The organism is Streptomyces sp. NPDC088733, assembly GCF_044751185.1.
Classification (GTDB): domain Bacteria; phylum Actinomycetota; class Actinomycetes; order Streptomycetales; family Streptomycetaceae; genus Actinacidiphila.
The window spans coordinates 64,115-89,916 of sequence record NZ_JBIVLH010000020.1; the positions used below are offsets into that span (position 1 = coordinate 64,115).

Below are 25,802 nucleotides of genomic sequence, written 5' to 3' on the forward strand. Positions count from 1 at the left end.
GACCATCGTTCCGCCGCCCGCCCCGAGCCCTGATACGCCGTGTCGGCCGTCATCGTTCGCGGTCATGCACTCGCCCCCGTGCGTCGACGGCTGCCTGCCGGGCACCGGACGCCACCAGGTCGGCCCGCTGCCCCGTGGATGCCTGGCCCGTCGACTTAAACCGATTCATTGATCTCGCGCAACCGTTTCATCAAATCTGTCCAACTCATTGCCATGGAGGGGTAGTCACCGCCAGGGTGTGATTGAAGCGTTTCAATGACTCTTCTTGAGGAGCGCCCGTGCGTCAGCAGATCGCCGCGGTGGTCGCTGCATCAGTCCTCGTCGCGGTGGGACCCGCGACGGCGACGGCAGCAAGTCCACCCGTGACCTCCACCGCCCCCGCCGCAGCTGCAACGAGCGTCGGCCATTTGACGGTCAACGCCCTTGACGACCCGCTCGGCATCCCGTTGACAGCGCCCGCCCTGGGCTGGCAGCTCGGCTCCGAACGCCGCGGGGTCACGCAGCGGGCCTACGAGATTCGCGTTGCCTCCTCGGCCGGCCGCATCGAGAGACCCGACGTCTGGGACAGCGGAAAGGTCACCTCAGGCCAGTCGGTCGGTGTCCGATACGGCGGCCCCGCGCTGCAGCCGCACACCGACTACGTCTGGTCCGTCCGGGTGTGGGACGACCGGGGCACCGCCTCGCAGTGGAGCAAGCCCGCCACGTTCGGCACCGCTCTGGGCGACCAGCCGTGGACCGCCGCGTGGATCGGTGCGGACACACCGGCGCTGGGTGCCAAGTGGAAGGACTACACGGTCGAGTTCACCGCTTCCGACATCAACGGGGCGCTCGGTGTCTACTTCCGCGGTCAGGACACCGAGAACGCCTACATGTGGCAGATCAGCGAGACCGACGACGCATTGCGCCCCCACGTGAAGCGCAACAGCAACTACTCGGTCCTCAAGGCGACACCGTTCCCGGCCGGGTTCGACTTCGCCGCCGAGCACGACTACGCGATCGCCGTCGACGGCGCCACGATCACCACCACCGTCGACGGCAAGCAGCTGGACCAGCGCACCGATGCGACGTTCGGCGGCCCCGGCACGATGGGTTTCCGCACCAGCGGCGCGGAGCGCGGTCTGGTCCACGACGTCACGGTCACCGGCGCCGACGGCACCGTCCTGGTCGACACCGCCTTCCCGGCGGGCGACCGCACCTTCGCGTCGGGCACCGTGACCGCCGGCGGCCTGCGCGTCGACAGCGCGGGCGGCGAGGCCTGGCTGCGCCGCGACGAGCCGGTACCGCTGCTGCGCAAGGAGTTCGACCTCGGCGGCAAGAAGGTCGCCCGGGCACGCGTCTACGCGTCGGCGCGCGGTGTGTACGAACTCCGCCTCAACGGCGCGCGGGTGGGCGACGCCGAACTCGCGCCCGGCCTGACGGCGTACGACAAACGCATCGACTACCAGACCTACGACGTGACCCGGCAGGTCCGCGCCGGCGCCAACGTCCTCGGCGCCGAGGTCGCACCCGGCTGGTACAGCGGCAAGGTCGCCATGTTCGGCACCGACGTCTACGGGCAGGACGACTCGGTGATCGCCCAGATGCTGGTCGAGTTCACCGACGGCACCAGCACCACGATCCGTACCGACGGCACCTGGACCACCACCTCCGGGCCGACCCGCGAGGCCGACCTGCTCGACGGCGAGTCCTATGACGCACGGGTGGCGAAGCAGGTCGCCGGCTGGGACAAGCCCGGCTTCGACGCCGCGAACTGGGCCGCGGCGGACGTCCGCGACGAGCCGGTGAACGTACTCGAACCGCAGACCGCGGTCGACGTACGGGTCACCCAGGAGCTCAGGACCGCGAAGCGGATCGACTCGCCGACCGCCGGCGTCTACCTCTACGACCTCGGGCAGAACATGGTCGGCCACGTCCGCCTCACGCTCAAGGGCGAGCCCGGCCGGACGGTGACGATCCGGCACGGCGAGGTGCTCAACCCCGACGGCACGCTCTACACCGCGAACCTGCGTACCGCGAAGGCGACCGACCACTACACCTTCGCCACCGACCAGCCGGAGACGTTCGAGCCGTCGTTCACCTTCCACGGCTTCCGGTACGTCGAGATATCCGGTGTCGACCAGGCCCCCGCGGCCAAGGACCTGGTCGGTGTCGTCGTCGGCACCGACGGCGACCTCACCAGCAGCCTCGACACCAACTCCGCCCTGGTCAACCAGTTGCAGAGCAACATCGTCTGGGGCATGCGGGGCAACTTCCTGTCGATCCCCACGGACACCCCGGCGCGCGACGAGCGGATGGGCTGGACGGGCGACATCGATGTCTTCGCCCGCACCGCGGTCTACAACATGGACGCGCAGTCCTTCCTGGGCAAGTGGCTGCAGGACCTGCGGGACACCCAGCGGCCCAACGGCTCGCTGCCCGGCGTCGCTCCCGTGGTCCCCGGCCGCTTCGACGGCGGCTACGAGTCGGCGGGCTGGATGGACGCCGGCGTGCACGTGCCGTGGACGGTGTGGCAGGCCTACGGCGACACCGACGTCATCCGCGAGAACTACGACATGATGAAGGCCTACGTCGACTTCCTCGACGCGGACTCCACCAACCACATCCGCTCCGCCGGCGGCTATCTCGACTGGCTCAACCTCGACGACGCGACCCCGGCCGACGTACTCGACACCGCGTTCGTCGCCAAGAGCACACGGGAGTTCGCGCAGATGGCGGCCGCCGTCGGCCGGGACGGCGACGCGGCGGCGTACCAGCAGCGCTACGAGGCGATCAGGTCGGCGTACCAGGCGGCGTTCATCGGCGCCGACGGCACCGTCAAGGGCGACAGTCAGACCTCGTACATCCTGACGCTGACCAACGGCCTCGCCCCCGCCGACCGGCGCGACGCGATCGTCGCCAAGTTCGTCAAGACCCTGGAGCGCCGCGACTACCACCTGTCGACCGGCTTCCTCGGCGTCGACGGACTGCTGCCGGCACTCACCGAGGCGGGCCGCTCCGACATCGCCTACCGGCTGCTGCAGCACACGGACTACCCGTCCTGGGGCTACGAGATCGGGAAGGGTGCGACCACCGTCTGGGAACGGTGGAACTCCATCAACCCCGACGGCACCTTCAACGACGTGGGGATGAACTCGTTCAACCACTACGCGTACGGCGCCGTCGGCGAGTGGATGTACCGCACCATGGCGGGCGTCTCGGCGGCGGAACCGGGCTACCGCAAGGTGCTCATCGCCCCCGAGCCCGGTGAGGGCATCGACCACGTCGACTTCAGCCACCAGACGCCGTACGGCACGGTGCGCAGCGCGTGGGACACGACGGGCGGCGCGATGAAGCTCGACGTCACCGTGCCGGCGAACACCACCGCCGAGGTGCGCATCCCGGCGGCGAACCGCTGGGCGGTCACCGAGGGCGGCACGCCGATCGGCGACGTCCATGATGTGACCTACGTCGAGCAGGCCGGCGGCGATGTGGTGCTGGAGGTCGGCTCGGGGCACTACGCGTTCGCGGTCGACCCGGTGCTCGGCGACCTGGGGGCGGCCCGGGCCCAGGCGGAGTCGTTCGCCGACGATGTCGACGCACTGCAGGTGCGCGGTCTCGGCAAGATCGCCAAGGGGCACCTGCAGCTTCGTACCGCCCTGACGCGGAAGGAGCTCGACGCCGCGTGGCGCCTGCAGGCCCAGGGCGCGGACGAGCGGTTGACCGCCGCAGCGGTGCACCGTGCGCTCGCCGGCGTGGCCGACCTCGACCGGTGGACGCAGACGTACGCCGATCAGGGCGCGATCGACAAGGCGGCGGCCACGAAGCTGCGTGACTCACTGGCCGGCATCGAGAAGATCCTTTCGCGGGCATCGTCGCGCCTGGTCGGCGCGGTGGCCACGCTGGACGTGCCGGCCGGCGAGATCCTCCCGGGCGACGTCGTCCGCGTGAACGTCGCGTTGAAGAACACCGGCAAGCAGCCGCTGACCGGAGTCGATTCGACGCTGCGGGCACCCAGCGGCTGGACGGTGAAGTCCGTGGGCCGGCACGCGTCCACCACGGGTGCGGGCAGTACGGTCGAGCACGCCTACGACGTCACGGTGGCGACCGACGCTCAGGCCTCCGTCGCCGACCTCACCGGCTCGGTGTCCTACCGGTACGCGGGGGGAACGGCGACGCTGCCGGTGTCCGCGGGCCTGGTGGTCGCCCCCGGCGTCGCCATCGAGGGCGTGTCCACCGCGCCTGATCCGGCCGGCCCGGGTGAGCGGGCCACCGTCGCCGCCGTGCTGGCCAACCGCACCAAGGTGGTGCAGTCCGGCAAGCTCACGCTCGCCCTCCCCGACGGCTGGACGGCGCCGGACCCGACCGGCTACCGCCTGGACCCGGGGGAGCGGGCAACGGTCGAAGCCGTCGTGACGGTGCCGCTGACCGTCGTCGGTCAGAAGGCCACGGTCACCGCGGCGACCGGCCCGACGGCGGCGGAGCAGGCGACCGGCACGATCGCGGTCTCGCTGCCGACCCCGCCCGCGAAGTCGAGCGACCACATCGACCTCGGTGACGGGCCGTCGGAGTCCGCCCACCGGCTGACGGCGTCGGAGCACTCGGGGACGAACACCGAGGCCGGGCTGACACGCCGGTACACCCACTCCTCCTACCCGGGCGGCTGGTTCGAGTTCGATGCCGCCGTACCGACCACCGGCCGCTTCGTGGTCCGCATGGTCGAGACCTTCGACGGTGCCCGGCGCAAGACCTATGACGTCCAGATCGACGGCAAGGCCGTGCACAGCGTCGACCTGAGGCGAAGCGAGGGCGGCCAGGGCACGATCACCCACCAGTTCGTGGTCGAACCCTCCGCCGCCACGTCGGACGGCACCGTGCGGATCCGCTTCCAGGACACCGACGCCGACTACGACCCCTCGATCGCCGACGTGTGGGTGATGCCGGTCGACTGAGCCGCCGACGACCGTCGTGTGCCTGAGCACGCCCTGCGGGGGGTGCTCAGGCACACGACCGGCATCCGGGAAAGCCATGGGACCCCCGCGGCCTCAGGGACGCAGCCCGCGCAGAGCGGCCCCGATGGTGGCGATGCCCTCCTCGATGTCGTGGACGGAGCCCGCCGCGTAGCCGAGCACCAGGCCGGGCGGCCCGGGGCCGATGCGATGCCAGGACAGCGGATGCACCTTCACGCCCCGGTCGAGCGCCGCGGCGGCGAGGGCGCCGTCGGACAGGCCGGGGCCGCGGGCGCCGTCCGGCGGGTCGCCGAACGTGACCATGAGGTGCAGGCCGGCGGCCGTCCCGTGCACGCGCGCACCGCGCAAGTGCTCCTCGATCGCTCTCAGCATCACGTCCCGGCGCCGGCGGTGGCGCCTCCGGACGTGGCGCAGATGCCGTTCCAGCTCGCCGGAGTCCATCAGCCGGGCGAGGACCAGCTGGGTGAGGACGCCGTTGCCCAGGTCGGCGTACCGCTTGGCGGCCACGACGGCGTCCAGCCGGTCCGGCGGTACGAGGAGCCATCCGATGCGGAGCGCGGGCGCGAGCAGCTTGGAGACGCTGCCCGCGTAGCAGACCCCCTCGGGCATCAACGACCGCAGCGCCGGCACCGGTGGCCGGTCGTAGCGGTGCTCGGCGTCGTAGTCGTCCTCGATCACCACCCCGCCCTCGGCGGCCCAGCCCAGCAGCTCTCTGCGGCGTTCCCCGTCGAGGACGACACCGGTCGGGAACTGGTGCGCCGGGGTCAGCAGCACCGCCCGGGCGCCACTGGCACGCAGCGCACCGACGTCGAGGCCACCCGCGTCCACACGGATGGGCACGACCGAGTGGCCTCCGTACTCCAACTGCTGGCGCGCCCCGAGGGATCCGGGGTCCTCGACGGCGACACGGCGGATGCCGTCCGCCAAGAGAAGTCGCGCGAGCAGGCTCAGAGCCTGCGCCACCCCCGCGACCACCACGACTTCCCCGGGGTCGGCGCGGATGCCGCGGTTGCGCGCCAGCCAGCCAACGACCGCTCGGCGCAGGGCGGGCGTGCCCCTGGGATCGCCGTAGCCGAAGTCGGCCGGGGCGGCGTCCGCGAGGACGGCACGCTCGGCGCGCAGCCACCCGGGGCGCGGGAAGGCGGCGAGGTCGGGGACACCCGGTGACAGGTCGATGCGGCAGGGCATGGCCCGGAGCACGTCGACGACGCCGTCGCGGTCGCCCGAGGAGAAGATCGCGGCCCCGGATCCGGCTCCGGTTCCCGGCACGTCGTGTGCGCGCCCGGGCGGAGCGGCAGGGGCCGCCACGACCACCGTCCCCAGTCGACCCCGACCGGCGACCTGTCCCGACTCGGCGAGCCGCCGGTAGGCCTCGGTGACCACGCCCCTGGTGACGTGCAGCTCCTCCGCCAGGACGCGACTGGCGGGCAGCCGCGCTCCGACGTGCAGCCGGCCGTCGGCGATGGCGGACCGGAGCCGGTCCGTGAGCCAGGCGGTGCGCCCGCCTGCGGGTACGTGGCCGATCTCCAGTTGCAGGAAGTCCGAACCCGGTGAACCACCGGGGCCCGGCGCCTTGTCGGCTGGATCCTCCGCCTGATTGGACCCCTCCACCGATGCCTTTGTGGACCTGTCCATGACGTCCATTGTGCGGGCAGCGTGAGTGGTATGCGCACACCTTCCGCTTCCCTCACCCCGCTCGTGCCCGGCATGTTGGGGATGGCGCTGGTCGGCAGCAGCGTCACCGTTTCGCGCACCCTGGTGGACGCCCCGCTGTTCACCGCGCAGGCGGTTCGCTATGCGATCGCCACGGTGATCCTGCTGGTCGTCGCCCAGTTCGCCGGGACACGGCCGGTGCGGCCGCGTGGACGGGAGTGGCTGTGGTTCGCCGGGATCGCTGTCACCGGTCTGCTGCTGTTCAACGTGGCCGTGGTCCGGGGCGTCGCCCATGCCGAGCCCGCGGTGGTCGCCGTCGCGGTCGCGTCCGTACCGGTGGTCCTCGCGGCGGTGGGCCCGGCGCTGGAGCGGCGCCGGCCCAGCCGGCAGATCCTGTTGGCGGCTCCCGTGGTCGTGACGGGAGCGGTACTGGTGGAGGGAACAGGCCGCACAGACGCCGTCGGCGTGGCCTGGGCAGCGCTGGCCCTGGCGTGCGAGGCCGCCTTCACCCTTCTCGCGGTACCGGTCCTGCGCAGGCACTCCCCGTGGGGGGTGTCCGTGCACGCGATGTGGATGGCCGCCGTACTCCTGGCCGTTCTCGGCGCGACCTGCGAAGGGCCCTCGGCAGTGGGGGAGTTGTCAGGTCCCGAGTGGGCCGCCATCGGCTACCTGGCGTTGATGGTGACGGCGGTCGCCTTCGTCCTGTGGTACTCGACGGTCCGCGCCGTCGGCTCCGGGCGGGCCGGACTGCTCACCGGCATCGCGCCGCTGGCCGCGGCGGCCGTCGGCGGCATCTCGGGCAGCGGCACGCCGAGCCCGTCGGTATGGCTGGGGATCACCGTGCTCATCCTCGGCCTGGTGCTGGGCCTGCGCCCGCGGAGCGCTCCTTCCGTCGAGGTCGCACGCGTGGATCCGCCCACCTCCGCACGGACCAGGTAGCAGCGCCGGACGTCGGCCACGCCCAGGCTCGTGACGTCACGCGATCCGGCGGGACCACGCGATGTCTCGGCGCATCAGCTCTGTTCCAGAACGGCCGAAGGGCCCTCGCCGTACGAGCCGGCCGTCCCGGCACCTGTGAACGACATTTTCATCGAGTGAAAGCTTTTGGCGCGCCCGGCGATTCCTGGATAACGTGCGGAGTGCCTGGTTCCGATTGCAAAGTGGAGTGAGCTGGGCGTGAGGTACCCCATCTGTTCATGCCGTGCGGCCTTCCAGGCTGCTCTGATCGAAGTGAGGGAACTTGATTAACGCTCAGGATTACAACGACGTGTTGAACGTAGTGCACCAGGACTTTCACCTCTGCGACTCCAAGGATTTCAGCGGCGAGCGGTCACTGTGGGCCGACGAACTCACCGTCGACTTCGGGGGTGTCAATCCGGAGGCTGAGGGCGTCGTTGCCGCCGACACGCTGATCGACGTCTGGGAGCGTCAGCTCAGGCCCCTGGAAGTCGTGGTGCACATGCTGTCCAGTCAGATTGTCACCGTTGACGGTGACGAGGCATCCGTCACGTACTACCTGCAGGCGTTGCATTACCACTCGGCTCTGGGTGAAAGCGAAGACGTGAACACGTGGACTCACTACGGCCGGGGTACGCACGGGCTGCGTCGCATTGACGGAAGCTGGAAAGTGGTCTCCGTGAACTACACGGTTCTTCACAACGTGGGAAACGCCGCGATGATCCCCCAGGTCATCGAACTGAACGCGTCGTCGGGGAATTGAGGTTTTCTCAGGGGAAATGATCTTGCGAACTTCCCTGTCGCGGTAGACGGACTCACACCCCTGGCGGGATGGCGAACGGGTCGTACCCCTCGGGCATGAAACAGCCGTAGTCCTGGAGTGGTTGCGGATCGTTCAGCACGATGCGCTTCCACTCGCCCGCAGGTGAGAGCCCGTCTGGGCGGTCCAGAACTCGTTGGCCCGGGAGTCCGGCGGACGCTGGCGCGTCGGCTGCGAGTCGACCGAAGCGGTCCAGCAGAGCCCAGACAGCGTCGTAGACATCACGGATTTCCTCGGCTGCCCCCTCCTCGGTGATTTCAGCGGAGGCTTCCCGGTATGCCGCGCGGGCCGAAGCGACAAAGCGCTCCGGGTCGATGATCACCACGTCCTGGCGCATCCGAACGCTGATCGTCATACCCGGCGTCGGGGTTGGCATCTCATCCACCGGCCCACGGTACTGCGGCGGAAGCGCGACCAACCGCGGATTCTCCGTTGTGCACGGCCAAAGGGCAGGCGCCGACTGTGAGATCCACTGGGCATTCGGTTCAAACGCGGACACCGAGCCATCTCGACCGGTACGAATCGGGCGGGTCCCGCCGGCGGTCGGGCCTGAATTCCCTGGCAGGACAGGTTTGGCAGGATCATGTCCGCCAGTCCGAGCAGGCCCTGCACACCGACACCCGGTCCACGAACACCCTGATCAGAGACCTGCGCGCCCTCGGCGAGCGCGCTGCCGCCGAACTCAGGGAACGCTGGCGCGCACTCAAGCACGTCACGCTCGGCCCGACCCGCATCGGCGACATCGTCCGCGCAGCCCTCGTCCTCAGCGGGCAGTGGAAGTGATCTTCATTGAGAAAACCTCACTGCTCTGATTCCAACCCGATGGGCTGCTGGAGCGGTGACCCTGGTGGCGGGCATGAAGCAAGGCGGCGATCGGTGGGTCACCGTCCTGTGACAGCGAGGGTCGAGTTGCTGTACCTATACAGAGGGCCTCAGCCGAGGTAGTTCGCGCGTCCTTCGTCGTCGAGCTCGAAAGCGCCCTCAGGGATGATGCAGAACTCATTGCCTTCAGGGTCCGCCATCACCAGGAAACCCCCGTCGTCGTACTGCTCCAGTCTGCGCCCGCCGAGCGTCTCCACCCGCTGCTGCTCGGCTGCGGGGAAGGGCGAGGTGATGTCGAAGTGCATACGGTTCTTGCCCGACTTGGCCTCGCTGGTCCGCTGGAAGCCCAGGCCGAGGCCGTTCTCCCGCCGAAGCCATACGTACGGGCCCATGCGGCCCACGACGGGCCTGCCGAGCAGCTCGGACCAGAACTCAGCGAGCCGCTCGGGGTCAGTGGCATCGACGATGAGCGCATTGACCTGCATGCGGGAATCGGTCATGCACCTGATCCTCTCACGGCGGCGTTCAGGACAACGAGCACAGCGTGAGCGGTGGCACCCTGTCCCGACCAATCCAGTCCGCCCAGGTCATGGGCGGACCCCCTTCGGCGTTCTCCTCGGGCTGGTGGGGTGTGCCGTCATCGGTCGCCGGCTGAACCGGCGGGAGACCGCTGACGCCCCCACAGCCCGGGTCGGGCGCGGGCCCACCGCTCGTCCACGCCCGGCGGACTCCGGGGAGGGCGTTACACCTTGTCCGCCCAGATCTTCCGGGACGCGGACTCGGGGTCGGCCACCACCGAGACGGGCACGTCCCAGATCCGCGTGAGCGCCTCACCCCTCCGGTACTGCGGCCAGCCGGGGTCACCGGTGGCGGCGAAGGCCGTCAACGACCTGCGGACCTCCTCGGCCAGGCCGATCGCCTCCGGCGGAATGGCCTCGCCGAGGAGCATGCCCGCCATCGGGCCGTGGAAGTTGCCGAACGTCAGCGGCACGTCGAGCAGGTGGCAGGCGCCGAGCGCCCCGCCGAACACAGGGGTCGGCCAGGCCACTTCGTAGCACCAACTGCGGCCGGTGTGCTCCTGTGCGCACCACATCGACGGGATGCGGAAGAACGCGTCGGACTGGATGAGCAGGTACAGATCGGCGTCGGAGGCGCCCGGGTACGCGGCTCGGTAGGCGTCGAGCGGAACGCCGTGCATCGCCGCGACACCGGAGACGTCGACGGCGGACAGGTCCTCGCCCATCGCCATGGCGAAGAACCGGTACTCGTCGCTGGTGTACCCGGTCATGAGGTCGACCTCCGCACGCAGGCCGCGCCAGGGCTGGTCGCGCACCAGATCCCCGTCCACCACCGGTCCGTAGGGAGTGACCTCGCCCTCCCTGGACTGCACGGCGTGGATCGCCTCGGGCGCCACGCCCGCGAAGGCCTCGGAAGTGAGCGGAACACCGAGCGCCGCCGCGATCCGCTCTGCCGTCTCACGCGCCCGCTCTTCCGGCAGAAACGCCGCTGCGACACTCTGCCCGATCGCCCGGCCGAACAGCCCGCGGCCGGCCTCGGCGGCCGTCAGCGCCGCCACAGAGCTGCCTCCCGCCGACTGCCCGAAGATCGTCACGTTGTCCGGGGCGCCGCCGAAACCCGCTATGTTCTCCTGCACCCAGCGCAGGGCGGCGAGTTGGTCGAGCAGCGCCCGGTTGTGCGGCGCGTCCGGCAGCCAGCCCAGGCCCTCGAAGCCGGTGCGGTAGTTGAGGGTCACCAGCACGACGCCCGAGAGGGCCAGGTTGGTGCCGTCGAACTCGGGCTGGCTCGCGGAACCAAAGATGAACGCTCCCCCGTAGAGCCAGACCATCACCGGGAGACCGGCCGCCCCGGAATCGGGCGTCCAGACATTGACGGTGAGGCAGTTGGTGTCGTCGCCGGGGTGCCACAGCGCCGGCAGGGGAGGCATCTGGGCCTGCGGCGGCGCGGCGCTGAAAGCGGTGGCGTCGAGGACGCCGTCCCACGGCTGCGGAGGCTGCGGCGCCTGGAAGCGCCTGGGGCCGTCGAGGGGCGCGGCGTACGGAATGCCCTTGAAGACGGTGACGCCCTTGTCCGTGACGCCTTGAACGGCGCCCTGCGTCGTCTGCACGAGGATCTTGTTCACAGGGATCCCCGGTGGGTGGAGTCGGCCGGCTGACGGACCTGAGAAGACATGGGGCTGACTTTCCGGGCCCCGCTCGAGGCATGGCCCTGCACTCATGGAAATGCCGCTTCGGCACTCTTGATCGCGACCCCTCGGCGACTGCGCCGGGAGTCGTAACATGGGATGACGTTAAGAAGATCGGCTGTCCACTCTCCAGTCCGTCCGGTGTCCAATCACTGCTCATCGGTGCTCTTACGCCCGGGACGCGAGCCGGTGAGCCCCCGCAGGTGCGCCGGGTGCCCGAGCCATGGGAGGGGGGAGGCGTCCTGCCGTCGGAAAGGGAAAGTGTGCGGACCGTGCGCGACCGGCTGGATGCCGCCCGGCGCAGGTCGTTCGTCGGCCGGGCCGACGAACGTCACCTTTTCGCCGCGGCGCTGGCCGGTGAGGCCGGGGCCTTCTCGGTGTTCTACGTCCACGGACCAGGCGGCATCGGAAAGTCCACACTGCTGAACCGCTTCGCGGCCGATGCCCGGGGAGCCGGCCGGCCCGTGGTGGAGGTGGACGGGCGGCTCGTCGAGGCGTCGCCGCGCGCGTTCGAGAACGCCGTCGGAGAGCCGGCGGAGGGCGCGGTCCTGGTGATCGACACCTTCGAACGGTGCCAGGGCCTCGAGACGTGGCTCAGCCAGAGGTTCCTGCCGCGACTGCCCTACGACGCGATCGTGGTGCTGGGCAGCAGACTCCCGCCCACTCCCGGCTGGCGGGCCGACCCTGCCTGGTCGGAGACGCTGCGCGTGATCAGGCTGCGCAACCTCGACCCGGACGAGGCCGCTGCCTTGATGGAGAGAAGAGGGGTGGCCGAGCACCTGCGTGCCAGAGTCCTGGGCTTCACCGGCGGCCATCCCCTCGCTCTGACGCTGGCGGCCGAGGTGGCCAGGGACGAGCCAGGCTCGCTGCCGTCCCGGGACCCCGGCCGTTCCTGGGAGCCCGGGCAGGAGGTGGTCGCGTCCCTCCTCGGCCACCTGGTGGGCGAGGTGCCCTCCGACCAGCACCGCCGGGCCCTGGCGGTGTGCGCGCACGCCGAGGCCACCACCGAGGACCTTGTGCGTGCCGTGGTACCCCCCGATCAGGCGGGCCCCCTGTTCACGTGGCTGCGGGGCCTGGCGTTCACCGAGTCCGGTGCCCGCGGGGTGTATCCGCACGACGTGGCGCGCAACGCGCTGGAGGCCGATCTGCGGTGGCGCGATCCTGAAGGCTACGCGTCGATCCACCGCTCCGTCCGAGGACACCTGCTGGAGCGCGTACGGGCGTCCGCCGACGCGGAGGCGCTGCGGACGGTGCGTGAACTCCTCTTCACCTTTCGGCGCTCCCCGGTCATGGCCGCTTTCCTCCACTGGGGCGGCGCCGAGGACGTCTTCGGCGACCTTTACCGAGAGGCCGACCGGCAAGGAGTCCTGGACCTCGCCCGGCGGGCCGAGGGCGCCGAACTCGCCGCGATCGTGGATCACTGGCTGGACCGCGCCCCCGAGGCGTTCCAGGTGTGCCGCCGGACCTCCACCGGACTGCCGGTCGGCTTCTCCGCGTGGCTGCGGCTGAGCGAACCGGACGAGCACGACCGCCGTACCGATCCGGTGGTCGACGCCGCGTGGAACCACGTCGCGGACCAGGGCGGGCTGCGGCCGGGGGAGCACCTGGGCATCTCGCGGTTCTTCGTCGACCCCGAGCAGTACGAGCGATCCTCGCCCGTGATGGACCAGATGCTGTTCAGGAACGCGCAGGCATGGCTCATGGGAGAGGGGCTCGCCTGGTCGTTCTGCGTCGCGGCCCATTCCCTGCTGTGGCAGGACAACTTCGCCGGCATCCAGCACACCCTGGTTCCCGGCACCAGGCGGATCGGAGCCACGGACTTCGCCCTCTTCGCCCGCGACTGGCGCAGGACACCGCTGGAGCCCTGGCTGGATCTGCTCACGACCCAGGCGATGTCCGGCCAGGCGGTCCTCCCGGACGCCGACGAGGAGGAGTACTCGGTGCTGTCCCGGCCCGAGTTCGACGAGGCGGTGCGCGCTGCCCTCCGGACGTTGCACAGCGATGCCCTGGCCGACAATCCCCTCGTACGCAGCCATTTGGTGGCCACCGGTGACCTCGCCGACCGCACACGCGAACTGCGGGAACTGCTGACGCACACGATCCGGGCCATGGCCGCGGACCAGCGGCTCGCGAAGCTGCACCGGGTGCTCGACGCGACGTTCCTGGGCACTGCTCCGACCCAGGAACTGGCCGCACAGTCACTGGCCGTTCCCTTCACCACGTACCGCCGACACCTCACCAGGGGCACGGAGTTGCTCTGCGACCGCCTCTGGCGGCAGGAACTCGCCAAGGACGACTGACCACCGGCCGGCCATGGCATCACCTCGGGCCCCGCGCGGACGATGACGAAACAGTCCGGTTCAAGCGGGCCGGCCTGCGTGACGCCGCGTTGTGTCCCGCAGACGCGCGGAGCCGAGCCTGCTCGTGGGGACACCGCGGCGGCGGTGCCCCCACCCGCAGGACGGGCGCCTGCCGAGGCGGACGGCCGCGGGAGCCGGCGCGCGGACTTCTACCGATGCGCGTACGGCAGAAGCGCCATTTCGCGCGCGTTCTTGATCGCCCGTGCCAGCCGGCGCTGCTGCTGGGCGGTGACGCGGGTGACGCGGCGGCTGCGGATCTTGCCGCGGTCGGAGATGAACTTCCGCAACAGGTCGGTGTTCTTGTAGTCGATGTAGGTGATCCCGGCCACCTCGAGCGGGTTGGGGCGGGCCTTGACGGCCTTGTGGGGAGCGAGACGTCGAGCCATGAGGTTCCTTGTGGGTGATTCGCCGGACATGTTCGGGCGAGGTCAGTGAATGGGGTCGAGGAGAGCGTCGAACGCGGCGGGCAGGCGCCTCCAGGCTTCCGGCCCCGCACCGTACTCGGCGTCGGTCAGCAGGCAGGATTCGAGGAGCTGCACCAGCCCTTCCCGGTCCAGACCGGGTGACGTGAAGACCAGATGCTGGCAGCGGTCGCCGTGCTCGGCATCCCAGTCCAGGGCCGCGGCGGCCCTGCGCACCGGCGGGACCATCTCCCAGGCGGCGTCGGGAAGTGCGGCCAGCCAGGGCCCGGTCTCCTCGACGCACAAGGCTCCGCCCGCGGCCTCCCACGACAGGAGGGTGTCCGGCCGGTCCGCGAGCCAGAACCGCCCGCGGCTGCGGGCGGCCGCGCACGACAGATCCTCCAGGGCCTGGTAGAGGCGTTCGGAGTGAAAGGGCCGCGTTCGGTGCCACACCACCGTGGCGACGCCGTGCTCGTCCGCTTCCTGTGGGAGCAGTGCGCATGCGGGGTGCTGAGCCGCTGCTGCCGCTTCGACGTCGAAGCCCGCAAGAGCCGCGGCAGCCAGTTCCCCCGAATCGGCCGACACATGACGGGCCGTGGGATGGAGCTGCGTCAGCAGTGCCGCGTCCTGGTCGTCCCGCTCGTCGGTCTCCTCGCTGTGGACGAGTGCGATGACCGGCGCGTACTCCAGCTGCCGGGCCCAGGTGTCCCCGATGGTGCGTTCGTCGGTGGGGGCCGCTTGCAGGCCGGCTTCCGCCAGATCGTCGCCGTTGGCGAGGTAGGGAAGGATCAGCGCGGGGTCGACGGCGGTGATGACACCGGTGAGTTCCATGCTCCGGCTTCCGTGCGCGCAGATCACCTCGGCCATCGCCTTGGGTTCCACGGAGTCCCACAGCTCGACGATGGCGAGCGTGGTCAGGCCGCTGCCCGTCAGGCGTTCCAGTTCCGGCAGCAGATCCTCGCGCAGGGCGCAGCAGGCGCAGTCGTTGACCAGCGGGGCAGTGCCGCTGTCCAACTCGCCGGAGGCGTCGCGCACGGTGCGCCGCACCCAGGTGTCCTGTGCCGTCGACAGGTCGTGGTGCAGCGCGACACTTCCCGGCACGGTGCGCAGCAGGCGGTCCACCACGTACCGGCGGGCATCCGCGTGCAGGCCGGCGACGATGACCACGGGCAGCCGGCTGGCCTCCTCGTTCATCGGGCGCCCTCGCGTCGGCCGTACCGGCGCTCGAACCGCTCGACGCGCCCGGCGGTGTCCAGGACCCGTGCCGTGCCGGTGTAGAAGGGGTGGCTCGCGCTGGAGATCTCGACGTCGATGACGGGATAGGTGTTGCCGTCTTCCCACAGGACGGTCTTGTCGCTGGTCAGTGTGGAGCGGGTCAGGAACGCGAAGTCGGCGCTGCGGTCGCGGAAGACGACCGGGCCGTAGGCGGGGTGGATCGACTGCTTCATGGGATTGCCTCCTGGTGGGGGTCAGCGCTCTTCGCGGAAGTCGACGTGCCGTCCGGCCACCGGGTCGTACTTGCGCAGGACCATGCGGTCCGGGTCGTTGCGGCGGTTCTTGCGGGTCACGTAGGTGTAGCCGGTTCCTGCGGTGGAGCGGAGCTTGATGACGGGACGGAGTTCGTTGCGAGCCATGCCGCTACTATATGGGAATGGTTTTCATTAGCGAAACGCGGTTGTCCGCAGGAAGCAGGTAGTCCCTTGTCCGCCCACTGTCAGCTCACCGGCGCCAAGCCGGGCTTCGGCAACCGGATCTCCCACTCTCACCGGCGCACTTCGCGCCGGTTCAACCTCAACGTCCAGACCAAGCGCTACTGGCTCGCCAGTGAGGGACGGCATGTCCGCCTCACGCTGAGCGCCAAGGCCATCAAGACCATTGACGCGATCGGCATCGAGGCCGCCGTCGCCAGGATCCGAGCCCGAGGGGAAAAGGTCTGATGGCCAAGAAGAGCAAGATCGCCCGCAATGACCAGCGCAGGGAGACAGTGGCGCGCTACGCGGCGCGACGTGCCGAACTGAAGGAGATCATCCGACGCCCGTCCAGCACGGCAGCCGAACGCCAGGCCGCGCAGGCGCAACTGAGCCGCCAGCCGCGCGACGCCAGCCCCACCCGCGTCCGCAACCGTGACAGCGTGGACGGCCGCCCCCGTGGCCATCTGCGCAAGTTCGGGCTCTCCCGGGTGCGGATGCGCGAACAGGCCCATGGGGGGTTCCTGCCCGGCGTGACCAAGTCCTCCTGGTAGCAGTGCCCCACGGATGACCCAGCAGGCGGCGGGCCGCGCCCCTCATGGGGCGGGGCCCGCCGTGTTCATCGGGGCGCGGGAAGCCGCACGCAAGGTCGACCCGCGTGGTGACGATGCTCGGCCGCCGGCACAGCGCGATCAAAGTCGTGCGTGGGCAGGCCCTTGAGCACGTCGGTCGTGCCGGTTCTTGAACGCGCCTGTTGCGGCATCACGACCCCCGCAGGGGAAATGCCTTCGCTGTGGCGGCCTGGTCCCGGCATGATTCGCGTCGTGCATCAGGACCAGGAGCGACGCGGGCGAAGGCGGTACACGCTGAGGGACACGAAGCACGGGCATGCCTGGGGCGTCTGTGCCGAGGTGGAAGGACTGTTCGGAGACATTCGGCGCGGGACCTACGAGCTGTTCGGCTGGGTTCCGCAACCCGGAGTCGGCCGGTGGGTGGGCGACCGGGTGTGGCTGGTGCCGGACGACAAGACGCTCGGCCCCTGGCTGCTGGAGGGCGCGGAAAGTATGGGCCGGCTTTTCGGGACAGGCAGTCTCGCAGTGACCGGGCTGGACCACTACGAAGGCCCGCCCGAGGGTCACCGGGGCCGGATTCGCGTGCACGACGGGCTCCGCTGGCTGGGCTCTTGCCGGGAACTCGCCCGTGTCCTGCCGCCGGAGCAGCCGGCGCCCCCACTCGTCCTGCGAGGGCTCGCCCCGGGCAAAGAGCTGCGGGCGGCATTGGCAAAGGGCACCCGACGGGAACTGGACTTGGAAGAGGCCGCTCTTGAGCTACGCGACGATCAGGGGGAGCCGCTCACCGAGCGCCTGCTGTGGGCGAGAGTCAGCGCCTGGCGCCCGTCCTCGTACGGGACGGATCTGATCGACGTGGAGCTCAAGGCGGAGCACGTCACGCCCGTTCCCGAATACGCCCGGCCGATCTGGGAGCGGTGGCTCGCCGGGCCGCCCGGCACTCAGGGTGCCTGGGCCGGTCTGGACAACCGCTGCCGCGGGGCCTGGCACGATCTCGTCCGAGAGCGGGCCTTCCAACGGGCCCGATGCGACCGGCCGGCCGGTCACGTCTACGAACTCGACGGACGACACGTCACCGACGAGCCGGGCTTCTACTTGGCGCTCGGCGAGGCGGTGAACGGGCCGGGCGGTTACTTCGGCGGTTGCCTGGACGCCCTCGCCGACTGCTTGCGCGGCACCTTCGGCCGCACAGCTCCCGCGACACTGCTCTGGCGTGACGCCATGACCGCACGCGAGCACATGTCCCGGACGCTGACACCGGAAGGGCAGCCCCGCGACCTGTTCCGCGAGGTCCTCGACGTCCTGCACCAGGGCGGCATGCACGTCACTCCCGCATGACTACGGCCGCGCATGACCTGCTGTTCAGCGGGGTGCGGGGATCGTCGGGAAGCGCCGGTGCTGGTGTGCTGGTAGAACGCTCCGCCCGCGGGCCGGTGTGAACAACCCGAAAACCTCCTGGCCGGGGCAGCCCCGCTCCACCGGCCGCTTCCCCGAGGCGGTGGACCCCTGGCCCGGGTGTCCGCGGGACCGCTGTCACTGCTTCAACCTCGTCTGGTGTAGGCGTCGGCCAAGACCCCGCCGTGCGAGGTCGGCATGAGGTGCCACCTACGTGAGGTAGTCGGCTATGAGGTCCGCGAACTCCAGTTCGCTGAGGACCCTGGTGCCGAGTTCTTGAGCCTTCTGGAGCTTCGACCCGGCTCCCTCGCCGGCGACCAGGATGGTCGTCTTCCGCGACACGGTGCCGGAAGAGGCACCACCGGCCTGGCTGACGAGGTCGTTCATCTCGGTTCGGTTCCGCCCCGCCAAGGGGCCGTGCATGCCGCCGGTGATCACTACGACCTCGCCGGTCAGAGGGCCGCCCTCAGCGGTGGGGACGACCGGCTCGGTCATGTTCACGCCCGCGCCGACGAGCTTGTCGACGACCAGCCCCAACGCGGCGATGTGAGCGGCGATCTTCGAGGAGTTGGCGGCGGGCAGCTTCGGCACCGCGGCGAGAGCATCCGCGTCCGCCGCGCGGATCGCGTCCATGGTGCCGAAGTACCGTGCGATCTCCCTGGAGAGGGTTCGCCCGGTGCGCACAACTCCCAGTGCACAGAACACCTTGGACAGGGGCTTGGTCTTGGCCGCTTCGATCTGGCCGAGGACCGTGTCGGCCCGCTTTTCGCTGCGGGTGGCGTCGACCAGCTGCTCGCGGCTGAGGGTGAACAGGTCGCCGATGTCGGCGACCGCGCCGCTGTCGACCAGGGCTTCGATGTAGGTGACGCCCAGGCCGTCGATGTCGAGCTGGTCGCGGCCGACGGCATATCGCAGGGCGGCGAGCAGTCCGCAGCCCCCGCCGGCGCCGCCCGCGCACTCCCACCGCTCACCGGAGCTGTCGATCTCGCCCCCGCACTTCGGGCAGGTCTCAGGCAGGACGATCGGCGTCTCCTCGCCGGTGCGGAGTTCGACCACCGGGGCTTCCACGCGCGGGATGATGTCGCCCGCCTTGAACACGCCGACCGTGTCGCCGATCATGAGGCCGCTGTCGCGGATGAACCGCGGGTTGTGCAGTGTCGCGTACTGCACGACGCTGCCGTCCACTTCGACCGGCTCCAGCACGGCGCGCGGGGCGATGACGCCGGTGCGGCCGACGTTCCATTCCACGGCCAGGAGCTTGGACCGCGACACGGTCGGGGGCAGTTTGTAGGCCGTCGCCCAGTGCGGATGGCGGGTCGCGAGTCCGGCTTTCTCCTGCTCGGCGACCGCGTTGGCCTTGATGACGACGCCGTCGATGCCGAAGGGAAGCTCCGCGCGCATGGCCGCGATCTCCTCGACGCGCTGCTGGACCTCCGCCACGGTGCCGAGCACCCGCAGACCCGCGGGCGTGGCCGCCGTGGTCTGCACGCCGGTGGCAGCGACCGCCGCCATCATCTCTGCGTGCGTGTCGCCGGCCAGTCCGACCACACCGTAGGCGTAGAACGTCGTCTCGATGACGTACGGCCTGTCCTTGGCCCGCAGCGTGCCGGCCGTGCCGTTGCGGGGGTTGGAGAAGACCTTCGCCCCGTGGGCCTGCCGGATCGCGTTGGCCGCCAGGAACTGCTCGCTGGTGAGGAGGACTTCGCCGCGGACCTCGAACGTGGCGGGTGTGCTCAAGTCCCGGGGGAGACCGACGATGGAACCGATCGCGTGCGAGATGTCCTCGCCCAAGGCTCCGTTGCCGCGGGTGACGAGCTGGACCAGGTGCCCGTCCACGTAGCGGGCGGCGATCGCGGCGCCGTCCAGCTTGGGTTCCGCGACGTACCCACCCGCCGCCGGGCCGCCGAGGCGTCGTGCGAGCGAGGCGTCCCACTTGGTGAGTTCCTCGCCGCTGAAGACGTTGTCCAACGACAACATCGGCACCGTGTGGGCGACGTCGCCCGTGGGGGCCGCGCCGCCGCCGACCTTGCCCGTGGGGGAGTCCTCCCGGACGTTGCCGGGGTGCTCCAGCTCGAAAACCCGGATACGGCCGGCCAGGGCGTCGTAGGCGGCGTCGTCGAGCGGGCTGGTCCCGTCGGCGTAGTAGGCGGCGCATGCCGCCAGGGCCTCGTCCACGGCGGAGTGATACGCGGCGCGGTCAGCGAGCGGAGCAAGGATTGCTGTCGTCATGCCTCGCATCCTTGCGCACGGGTCTGACATCGCCCTTCCACCCAGGAGCGACCCCAGTGTGCCCGGCACGCGCGGCAAACGGGGACGAAGAACTCTGCTCGATCCGACGTGTTCACGCCTTGCTGGAGGCGGCGGCTGTCCGGAAGGTGCGGCGGTAGGCCTGAGGTGAGACTCCCAGTTCGGCATTGAGGTGCTGGCGCAGCGAGGCGGCGGTCGCGAAGCCGATCTCGTAGGCGATCTGGTCCACCGTCAGGTCCGTGGATTCCAGGAGGCTCCTGGCGTGCGCGAGGCGTTGCCTCGTCAGCCACTGGCCGGGAGGCAGGCCGGTCTCGGCGTGGAAGCGGCGTACGAAGGTCCGCGGGCTCATGTGGGCATGTCGGGCCAGTTGTTCCACGGTGAGTTTCTCCGTCAGCCGCTCCAGAGCCCATTGGCGGGTGGCCGATGTGGAATCGGCGGGATCGTCGGCGACGGGCCGGTCGATGTACTGGGCCTGCCCGCCCTCTCGGAAGGGTGCCACCACGCAGCGCCGCGCGGCCCGGTTCGCCAGTTGGGCTCCGTGGTCCGTGCGGATGAGATGGAGGCACAGGTCGACGCCGGAGGCGGCGCCCGCCGACGTGAGTACGTCGCCGTCGTCGACGAAGAGGACGTCCTCGTCGAGGTGGATCCGTGGAAACCAGTTCCGGAACTGCTCCGCGCTCTCCCAGTGGCAGGTGGCCGGACGCCCGTCGAGCAGGCCGGCTCCCGCCAGCACGAAGACTCCGCTGCAGATGGAGGCGATCCGGGCACCGGGACGGATCCGGGCGAGTGCGGCGGCGACCTCCGGGGCCGGCTCGCGGCCGATCCGGGCTGTATCGACCGGCGTGACGATGACGGTATGGGCTGTTTCGAGCACCTCCGGCCCGTGCTGCGGAACGACGCGGAACCCGGCGTTGGTCTCGACCGGACCACCGTCGACGGAACAGACGACGACCTTGTACGCGTCGTCCGCCGAGCCGAGGATGCGGGCCGGGATCCCCAGCTCGAAGGGGTAGACGCCGTCCAGTGCGAGGACGGCGACCTTGTGCGGCCGCTCGGAATGACCCATGGCAGGATTCTATCGGGTAATGACATACCTGCCACTGTCGTCGGCCCTGGCGCGGAGTGCATCATGATCCACAGATGCCGATAACCGGCACTTTCACCCCTCTTGCTGCGGTTCGGCACCCATGGGTCAAGGCCCAGGTGTCCGCGGACCGACGCGACCCGACCCTTCACGCCTTCGGGACCCAGGAGCTCCGCCACGGAGCTGCCCGCCCCGCAGGCAGCCGGAAAAGGTGTGTTCCATGGCCAGGCAAGTGCAATTCGACCGCTTCGGCGGCCCCGAGGTCCTCACGGTGCGCGACATCGAGGTGGGTCCACCCGGCGCGGACGAGGTGCTCATCCAGGTGGAGGCGATCGGTCTCAACCGGGCCGAGGTGATGTTCCGCGAGGGCAGCTACTTTCTGCAGCCCGCCTTCCCCAGCACCCTCGGCTACGAGGCCGCGGGCACGGTGGAGGCCGTCGGCGAGAACGTCACCGGTCTCGCCGTGGGCGATCCGGTCGGCGTCGTACCCGCGTTCTCCATGAACGCCTACGGCACGTACGGCGACCACGTCGTCGTCCCGGCCGCCGCCGTCGTACCGCGTCCCGCCGGCACCGACCCGGTCCGGGCCGCCGCCGTGTGGATGGCGTACATCACCGCGTACGGCGCCCTCGTCGACGAGGGCGGGCTGCGCGCCGGCGAGTATGTGCTGCTGTCCGCGGCCGCCGGCGGTGTCGGCCTGGCCGCGATCCAGACGGCCCGCCGGATCGGCGCGGTCTCCATCGCCACCACCCGCAGCGCGGGCAAGAAGCAGGCGCTGCTCGACGCGGGCGCCGACCACGTCATCGTCACCGACGAGGAGAACCTGCCGGCCCGGGTCAAGGAGATCACCGGCGGCGAAGGCGTCCGGTTGGCCTTCGACCCGATCGCGGGCCCCGGTGTCGAGACCATCGCCGAGGCCATCACCCCGGGCGGCCGACTGCTGATCTACGGCGCCATGGATCCCCGGCCCACCCCGCTGCCGAACACCGCCCACTACCCGGACCTGAGCACCGGCATGTTCACGATGTTCAGGGTCACCGCCGACCCCGAACGGCTCCGCCGCGCAGTCGCGTTCGTCAACGCGGGCCTCGCCGACGGCTCCCTTGCACCTGTCGTCGACCGCACCTTCGATCTCGCCGACATCGCCGAAGCGCACGGTTACATGGAGTCGGGCGCCCAGGTCGGGAAGATCGTCGTCACCGTCGCCCGCGACGACACCTCCGCTTGACGTCCGCCCCTCCCTGAAGGACGGGCATTCCTGGACCTACCACCAGCAGCGAAGGAGCAGAGGCATGCGCGCAATCATCCAGGACACATACGGAGGCCCTGGGGTCCTCACCGAGGGCGAACTTCCGATCCCCGAGCCGGCCGTGGGCGAGATCCGCATCCGCGTCAGGGCCGCGGGAGTCAACCCCACCGACTGGAAGCACCGCGACGGCACCATCCCCTACGATCACGGACTGCCCGCCGTCACGGGCTGGGACGTCGCCGGAGTGGTCGACAAGCTGGGCCGCGGCGTCACCCTGTACAACGAGGGCGACGAGGTCTTCGGGATGCTGCCCTATCCCCATGCCCCCGGCGGCTACGCCGAGTTCGCCACCGGTCTGGCCCGTGCCTTCGTCCACAAGCCCGCCGGCATCGACTTCACCCAGGCGGCCGCCCTGCCGCTGGCCGCCCTGACCGCCTGGCAGGCACTGAACGACACCGCCCGCGTGAGCGGCGGTCAGCGTGTGCTCATCCAGGGCGGCGCCGGCGGCGTGGGCCATCTCGCCGTGCAGATCGCCCACCACCTGGGCGCCCACGTCACAGCCACCGCTTCTGCGGACGACGCCGACTTCGTACGGTCGCTCGGCGCCGACCAGGTGGTCGACTACCGCACCACCGCCATCGGCGACGTCCTCTCCGGAGTCGACGCGGCCCTCGTCCCACTTCCCGGACGGAACCGTCTTGACGCCCTGTGCACGATCCGCCGCGGCGGGGTCCTCGTCTCCCTTCTGGGCGCCGACGACGAAGCCCTGGCGCTCGCCGACCGGCTCGGTGTCGCCTACCGCGGCCTCATGGTCCAGTCCGACCACGCCGGGATGCGGGCCATCGCTCACCTGGCCGCCAGAGGCGCACTGCGCGCCAAGGTCGGCACGACCCTGCCGCTGGCGGACGCGGCGGAGGCCCACCGGCGGGGCGAGGCCGGCGAGATCGACGGCAAGCTGGTCCTCATCCCTTGACCGGGAACACCGGACCTGGGCCGCATTTCTTCGGGGTTGTCGGAGTCCCGTGCGCGAGGTGGACTGTCCTTGGGTGCACCGCGGGGTCGGTTCGTGGCTGACAGGGCCGGTCGCGGGTGTGCGGCAGGACGCTGACCGCCGGAGCCCGAGGTCAGCGCGGGCGTAGACCCTCGACCAGGGCCCTGACCGCGCCGGCGACCAGGTCGGTGGTGGGTCCTGTTCCTGCCAGACCGTTCCCGGCCACGTATGCGAGCCCGTGCAGCATGGCGAGGACGGCCGTATTGACGGTGTCGGTGTCGGCAGTCGCGATGTCCCCGCTTTCGGCGGCTTGGCGCAGGAGTTCGACCGCCGGAGCGAAGGCCCGTTCGTTGGCGGCAATGAGGCGTCCGGCGTCGGGCCAGGTCTTGGACGAGAGCATCAGAGTCATCAGTTCGTCGTTGCGCCGGGTGAAGTCGACGTAGGCACACGCGAATGCCGTGAGCCGTTCGGTGAAGTCGCCGCCGGTGCCGGCCAGGGCTGATTCGATCCGGGCCCCGAGTTGTTCGTAACCCTGCTCCACGAGTGCGGACAGCAGTGCCTGCTTGTCCGGGAAGTGCCGGCGCGGGGCGCCATGGCTGACGCCCGTCCGCCGGGCGACCTCGCGCAGGGACAGGGCGTCGGCCCCTGTTTCCGAGAGCATCGTCTGCGCCTCGGTGAGGAGGGCCGCGCGAAGGTTTCCGTGGTGGTACTGGTTCCGGGCGGTCGGCATGGCATCACCGTACCAGCAATGTTGACAGCGACTACATGGGCAATGTAGTCGTTGACTACTTCATTTTCGCCGACTGCCCGAAGCGGGCGGGCCCCTTCCCTGACCAGGAGCGTGACCCATGACATCGACCATCACTCCGCGCCACCATCACGTCAGCATCTCGGTCGCCGACCTCGACCGTCAGACGATCTGGTACCAGCAGGTACTCGGGTTCGAAACGATCATCGAGCGGTACGAGGTCCCCGAGCCGCCCGTGCGCACCGCTGTCCTGCAGACCCGCACGGGAATCCGTGTCGAGCTCATCGAGCGCGCCGGCTCCACGCGCCCGCGGGTCTTCACCGACCCGCTGGACGCCTGCCGGGAGCAGGGCTACGGCCACTGGGCCCTGGAAGTCGAGGCCCTGGACGCGGTGTTCGCCGCGCTCACTGCCGCCGGCGCGCAACCGGTGTGGCCGCCGGCCGACGCCGTCCAGCCCGGCGCCCGCTTCGCCTACGTGAAGGACCCCGAGGGCAACCTCATCGAGCTCATCCAGCCCCCGGCCGCGGACTGAATCCCGGGAGCCGACGGCGACCGTATCCGGACGCCTTCGCGCCCGCCTCGCAGGGCAGACCAGTTCCCGGTCGCGCACCTGGTCCCAGCGGCATCACGAGTCCCGGTTCTGGCCAACTATGCGTCAGATTTGAGGCAGTTGCGTGCTTCTGATGTGCCAGGGAAGGGCGGGCATGTGACCGTTCTGGTGCACGGCAGCGGATGGAAGGGGGCTCCCGCTGTTGCGTCGGGTCCGGGAAGCGGGCCGGCACACCTCGGGGCCCCGTGGCAGCGATGCGAAGTAGCGCGAAACGCACGGGGTGCCACCAGCAGGATCCACGGACTGGGTCATGCGACGTGGTGGTGCCGGGTCTTTGTCCGCCTTCTAAGGGAGAGACGCATGCGAAGGAACGTTCTGGCAAGGTCGCTGGTCAGTGTCACGGCCGTGGCAGGGATCGCCGCCGGGAGCTTGGCGGGCGCGAGCACGAGCTTTGCGGCATCCGGCTCGGCATCGGCGCAGTCGGCGACGACGGCCGTGGTGACGCCGTTCGCGGTGGTGAACCTCGGCCTGAACGCTACGCAGGCCAAGGGCGTCCAGCGATGGCTCAAGGCGAACTGGGGCTACACCGGCGGCATCGACGGCGAGCTGGGCCCGGAGAGCTGGAAGGCCTTCCAGCGCCACCTCAAGGCCTATCACGGGTATACCGGCGCCATCGACGGAGTCGTCGGCGGTGGCACGGTCTCGGCGCTGCAGCGCTTCTTACGGGACAACGGCTGGGGCTACACCGGCGCCATCGACGGTCAGGCCGGTTCGGGGACGCAGGCCGCGTTCAAGACGTTCGCCAACTGGTGCGTGGCCAACGCCTGACCCACGGGCGAGCTTCACCCGGCAGGGGGCTCCGGGCCACACCGGCCCGGAGTCCCCTGCCGGGGTGTGCGCACAGGTGATCCGCATCGCGTACAGGTCTCCGCCGGTGTTCGCTTCCCGTTCAGCGGCCTCGCAGCGTGCGGCGCAGGCGGTGAGCAGGACGACCGTCGGCGGCTCCATCGGGTTCGGTGGCCATCGTGACCGCGTGCCCGTGCAGACTCCCGTGGGAGTGAGTCCGAGGCCGAGGGCGCAGCCGGGGGTCCCGCGGTGCCTGCACCGGGGACGGGTTCA

The 25,802-nt window shown here is 70.3% G+C and carries 23 protein-coding genes; 12 read left to right on the top strand and 11 right to left on the bottom strand.

The window, feature by feature from the left end; translation table 11 throughout:
* The first annotated feature begins 278 nt into the window (after positions 1-278).
* Positions 279-4,928: a family 78 glycoside hydrolase catalytic domain gene (locus ACIP64_RS29980; protein ID WP_401592707.1), complete on the top strand. Its 4,650-nt coding sequence runs from the start codon at positions 279-281 to the stop codon at positions 4,926-4,928.
* Between the two features lie 93 nt (positions 4,929-5,021).
* Here ACIP64_RS29980 and ACIP64_RS29985 read toward each other — a convergent pair whose 3' ends face one another.
* Positions 5,022-6,590, bottom strand: a complete 1,569-nt coding sequence (locus tag ACIP64_RS29985) for a PLP-dependent aminotransferase family protein (RefSeq protein ID WP_401592709.1) — start codon at positions 6,588-6,590, stop codon at positions 5,022-5,024.
* A gap of 21 nt (positions 6,591-6,611) precedes the next feature.
* Here ACIP64_RS29985 and ACIP64_RS29990 point away from each other — a divergent pair, with 21 nt between their 5' ends.
* A complete protein-coding gene (locus ACIP64_RS29990; protein WP_401592711.1) occupies positions 6,612-7,538 on the top strand; it encodes a DMT family transporter in 927 nt (308 codons plus the stop codon).
* 301 nt (positions 7,539-7,839) lie between these two features.
* Complete coding sequence (locus tag ACIP64_RS29995) at positions 7,840-8,319, top strand: nuclear transport factor 2 family protein (RefSeq protein WP_401592713.1); 480 nt, start codon at positions 7,840-7,842, stop codon at positions 8,317-8,319.
* A gap of 52 nt (positions 8,320-8,371) precedes the next feature.
* Here the strand turns inward: ACIP64_RS29995 and ACIP64_RS30000 are convergent, their stop codons facing one another.
* Positions 8,372-8,761 carry a hypothetical protein gene (locus ACIP64_RS30000; RefSeq protein ID WP_401592715.1) on the bottom strand — a complete coding sequence of 130 codons (390 nt, stop codon included), beginning with the start codon at positions 8,759-8,761 and terminating at the stop codon, positions 8,372-8,374.
* 77 nt (positions 8,762-8,838) lie between these two features.
* Here ACIP64_RS30000 and ACIP64_RS30005 point away from each other — a divergent pair, with 77 nt between their 5' ends.
* The gene (locus ACIP64_RS30005; protein WP_401592717.1) at positions 8,839-9,159 is read left to right on the top strand and encodes a hypothetical protein; all 321 of its coding nucleotides are present in this window, start codon (positions 8,839-8,841) and stop codon (positions 9,157-9,159) included.
* A 149-nt stretch (positions 9,160-9,308) separates the two neighbouring features.
* On the opposite strand, the gene ACIP64_RS30010 is transcribed toward ACIP64_RS30005, so the two are convergent.
* Together ACIP64_RS30010 and ACIP64_RS30015 are read right to left on the bottom strand one after the other, a co-directional pair.
* Positions 9,309-9,698, bottom strand: coding sequence for a VOC family protein (locus tag ACIP64_RS30010; RefSeq protein ID WP_401592719.1), 390 nt, complete (start codon positions 9,696-9,698; stop codon positions 9,309-9,311).
* Between the two features lie 242 nt (positions 9,699-9,940).
* The gene (locus ACIP64_RS30015; protein ID WP_401592721.1) at positions 9,941-11,338 is read right to left on the bottom strand and encodes a carboxylesterase/lipase family protein; all 1,398 of its coding nucleotides are present in this window, start codon (positions 11,336-11,338) and stop codon (positions 9,941-9,943) included.
* Between the two features lie 335 nt (positions 11,339-11,673).
* Here ACIP64_RS30015 and ACIP64_RS30020 point away from each other — a divergent pair, with 335 nt between their 5' ends.
* On the top strand, positions 11,674-13,701 hold the full coding sequence (locus ACIP64_RS30020) for an ATP-binding protein (protein ID WP_401592723.1): 2,028 nt from the start codon (positions 11,674-11,676) through the stop codon (positions 13,699-13,701).
* A gap of 209 nt (positions 13,702-13,910) precedes the next feature.
* On the opposite strand, the gene rpsR is transcribed toward ACIP64_RS30020, so the two are convergent.
* The 4 genes from rpsR to rpmG are packed head-to-tail and all read right to left on the bottom strand — an operon-like array spanning position 13,911 to position 15,796.
* Positions 13,911-14,147: a 30S ribosomal protein S18 gene (gene rpsR / locus ACIP64_RS30025; RefSeq protein WP_360917775.1), complete on the bottom strand. Its 237-nt coding sequence runs from the start codon at positions 14,145-14,147 to the stop codon at positions 13,911-13,913.
* Positions 14,148-14,189: 42 nt separating this feature from the next.
* Positions 14,190-15,356: a CobW family GTP-binding protein gene (locus ACIP64_RS30030; protein WP_401592725.1), complete on the bottom strand. Its 1,167-nt coding sequence runs from the start codon at positions 15,354-15,356 to the stop codon at positions 14,190-14,192.
* Positions 15,353-15,610 carry a type B 50S ribosomal protein L31 gene (locus ACIP64_RS30035; protein ID WP_360917779.1) on the bottom strand — a complete coding sequence of 86 codons (258 nt, stop codon included), beginning with the start codon at positions 15,608-15,610 and terminating at the stop codon, positions 15,353-15,355. The genes ACIP64_RS30030 and ACIP64_RS30035 overlap by 4 nt, the downstream gene beginning before the upstream one ends.
* 21 nt (positions 15,611-15,631) lie before the next feature.
* The gene (gene rpmG / locus ACIP64_RS30040; RefSeq protein WP_201843023.1) at positions 15,632-15,796 is read right to left on the bottom strand and encodes a 50S ribosomal protein L33; all 165 of its coding nucleotides are present in this window, start codon (positions 15,794-15,796) and stop codon (positions 15,632-15,634) included.
* A gap of 66 nt (positions 15,797-15,862) precedes the next feature.
* On the opposite strand from rpmG, the gene rpmB reads away from it, so the two are divergent.
* From rpmB to ACIP64_RS30055, 3 genes are all read left to right on the top strand, one after another.
* Positions 15,863-16,099, top strand: coding sequence for a 50S ribosomal protein L28 (gene rpmB / locus ACIP64_RS30045; protein ID WP_360917781.1), 237 nt, complete (start codon positions 15,863-15,865; stop codon positions 16,097-16,099).
* Positions 16,099-16,404 (top strand): 30S ribosomal protein S14, encoded by a 306-nt coding sequence (gene rpsN, locus ACIP64_RS30050; RefSeq protein WP_401592729.1) that lies wholly within the window; start codon positions 16,099-16,101, stop codon positions 16,402-16,404. Before rpmB ends, rpsN begins: the two co-directional genes overlap by 1 nt.
* Positions 16,405-16,662: 258 nt before the next feature.
* Positions 16,663-17,757 (top strand): barstar family protein, encoded by a 1,095-nt coding sequence (locus ACIP64_RS30055; RefSeq protein WP_401592731.1) that lies wholly within the window; start codon positions 16,663-16,665, stop codon positions 17,755-17,757.
* 267 nt (positions 17,758-18,024) lie between these two features.
* Here the strand turns inward: ACIP64_RS30055 and ligA are convergent, their stop codons facing one another.
* Together ligA and ACIP64_RS30065 are read right to left on the bottom strand one after the other, a co-directional pair.
* Positions 18,025-20,043 carry an NAD-dependent DNA ligase LigA gene (ligA, locus tag ACIP64_RS30060; protein ID WP_401592733.1) on the bottom strand — a complete coding sequence of 673 codons (2,019 nt, stop codon included), beginning with the start codon at positions 20,041-20,043 and terminating at the stop codon, positions 18,025-18,027.
* Positions 20,044-20,155: 112 nt separating this feature from the next.
* Positions 20,156-21,127 (bottom strand): GlxA family transcriptional regulator, encoded by a 972-nt coding sequence (locus ACIP64_RS30065; protein WP_401592735.1) that lies wholly within the window; start codon positions 21,125-21,127, stop codon positions 20,156-20,158.
* A 238-nt stretch (positions 21,128-21,365) separates the two neighbouring features.
* Here ACIP64_RS30065 and ACIP64_RS30070 point away from each other — a divergent pair, with 238 nt between their 5' ends.
* Together ACIP64_RS30070 and ACIP64_RS30075 are read left to right on the top strand one after the other, a co-directional pair.
* Positions 21,366-22,373: a zinc-dependent alcohol dehydrogenase family protein gene (locus ACIP64_RS30070; RefSeq protein WP_401592737.1), complete on the top strand. Its 1,008-nt coding sequence runs from the start codon at positions 21,366-21,368 to the stop codon at positions 22,371-22,373.
* 64 nt (positions 22,374-22,437) lie between these two features.
* A complete protein-coding gene (locus ACIP64_RS30075; protein WP_401592739.1) occupies positions 22,438-23,367 on the top strand; it encodes an NADP-dependent oxidoreductase in 930 nt (309 codons plus the stop codon).
* Between the two features lie 151 nt (positions 23,368-23,518).
* Here ACIP64_RS30075 and ACIP64_RS30080 read toward each other — a convergent pair whose 3' ends face one another.
* Positions 23,519-24,115: a TetR/AcrR family transcriptional regulator gene (locus tag ACIP64_RS30080; RefSeq protein ID WP_401592741.1), complete on the bottom strand. Its 597-nt coding sequence runs from the start codon at positions 24,113-24,115 to the stop codon at positions 23,519-23,521.
* A gap of 118 nt (positions 24,116-24,233) precedes the next feature.
* Between ACIP64_RS30080 and ACIP64_RS30085 the strand changes: the two genes are divergently transcribed.
* Together ACIP64_RS30085 and ACIP64_RS30090 are read left to right on the top strand one after the other, a co-directional pair.
* Positions 24,234-24,665, top strand: coding sequence for a VOC family protein (locus tag ACIP64_RS30085; protein ID WP_401592743.1), 432 nt, complete (start codon positions 24,234-24,236; stop codon positions 24,663-24,665).
* Between the two features lie 378 nt (positions 24,666-25,043).
* Positions 25,044-25,511, top strand: coding sequence for a peptidoglycan-binding protein (locus ACIP64_RS30090; RefSeq protein WP_401592745.1), 468 nt, complete (start codon positions 25,044-25,046; stop codon positions 25,509-25,511).
* The last annotated feature ends 291 nt before the right edge of the window (positions 25,512-25,802 follow it).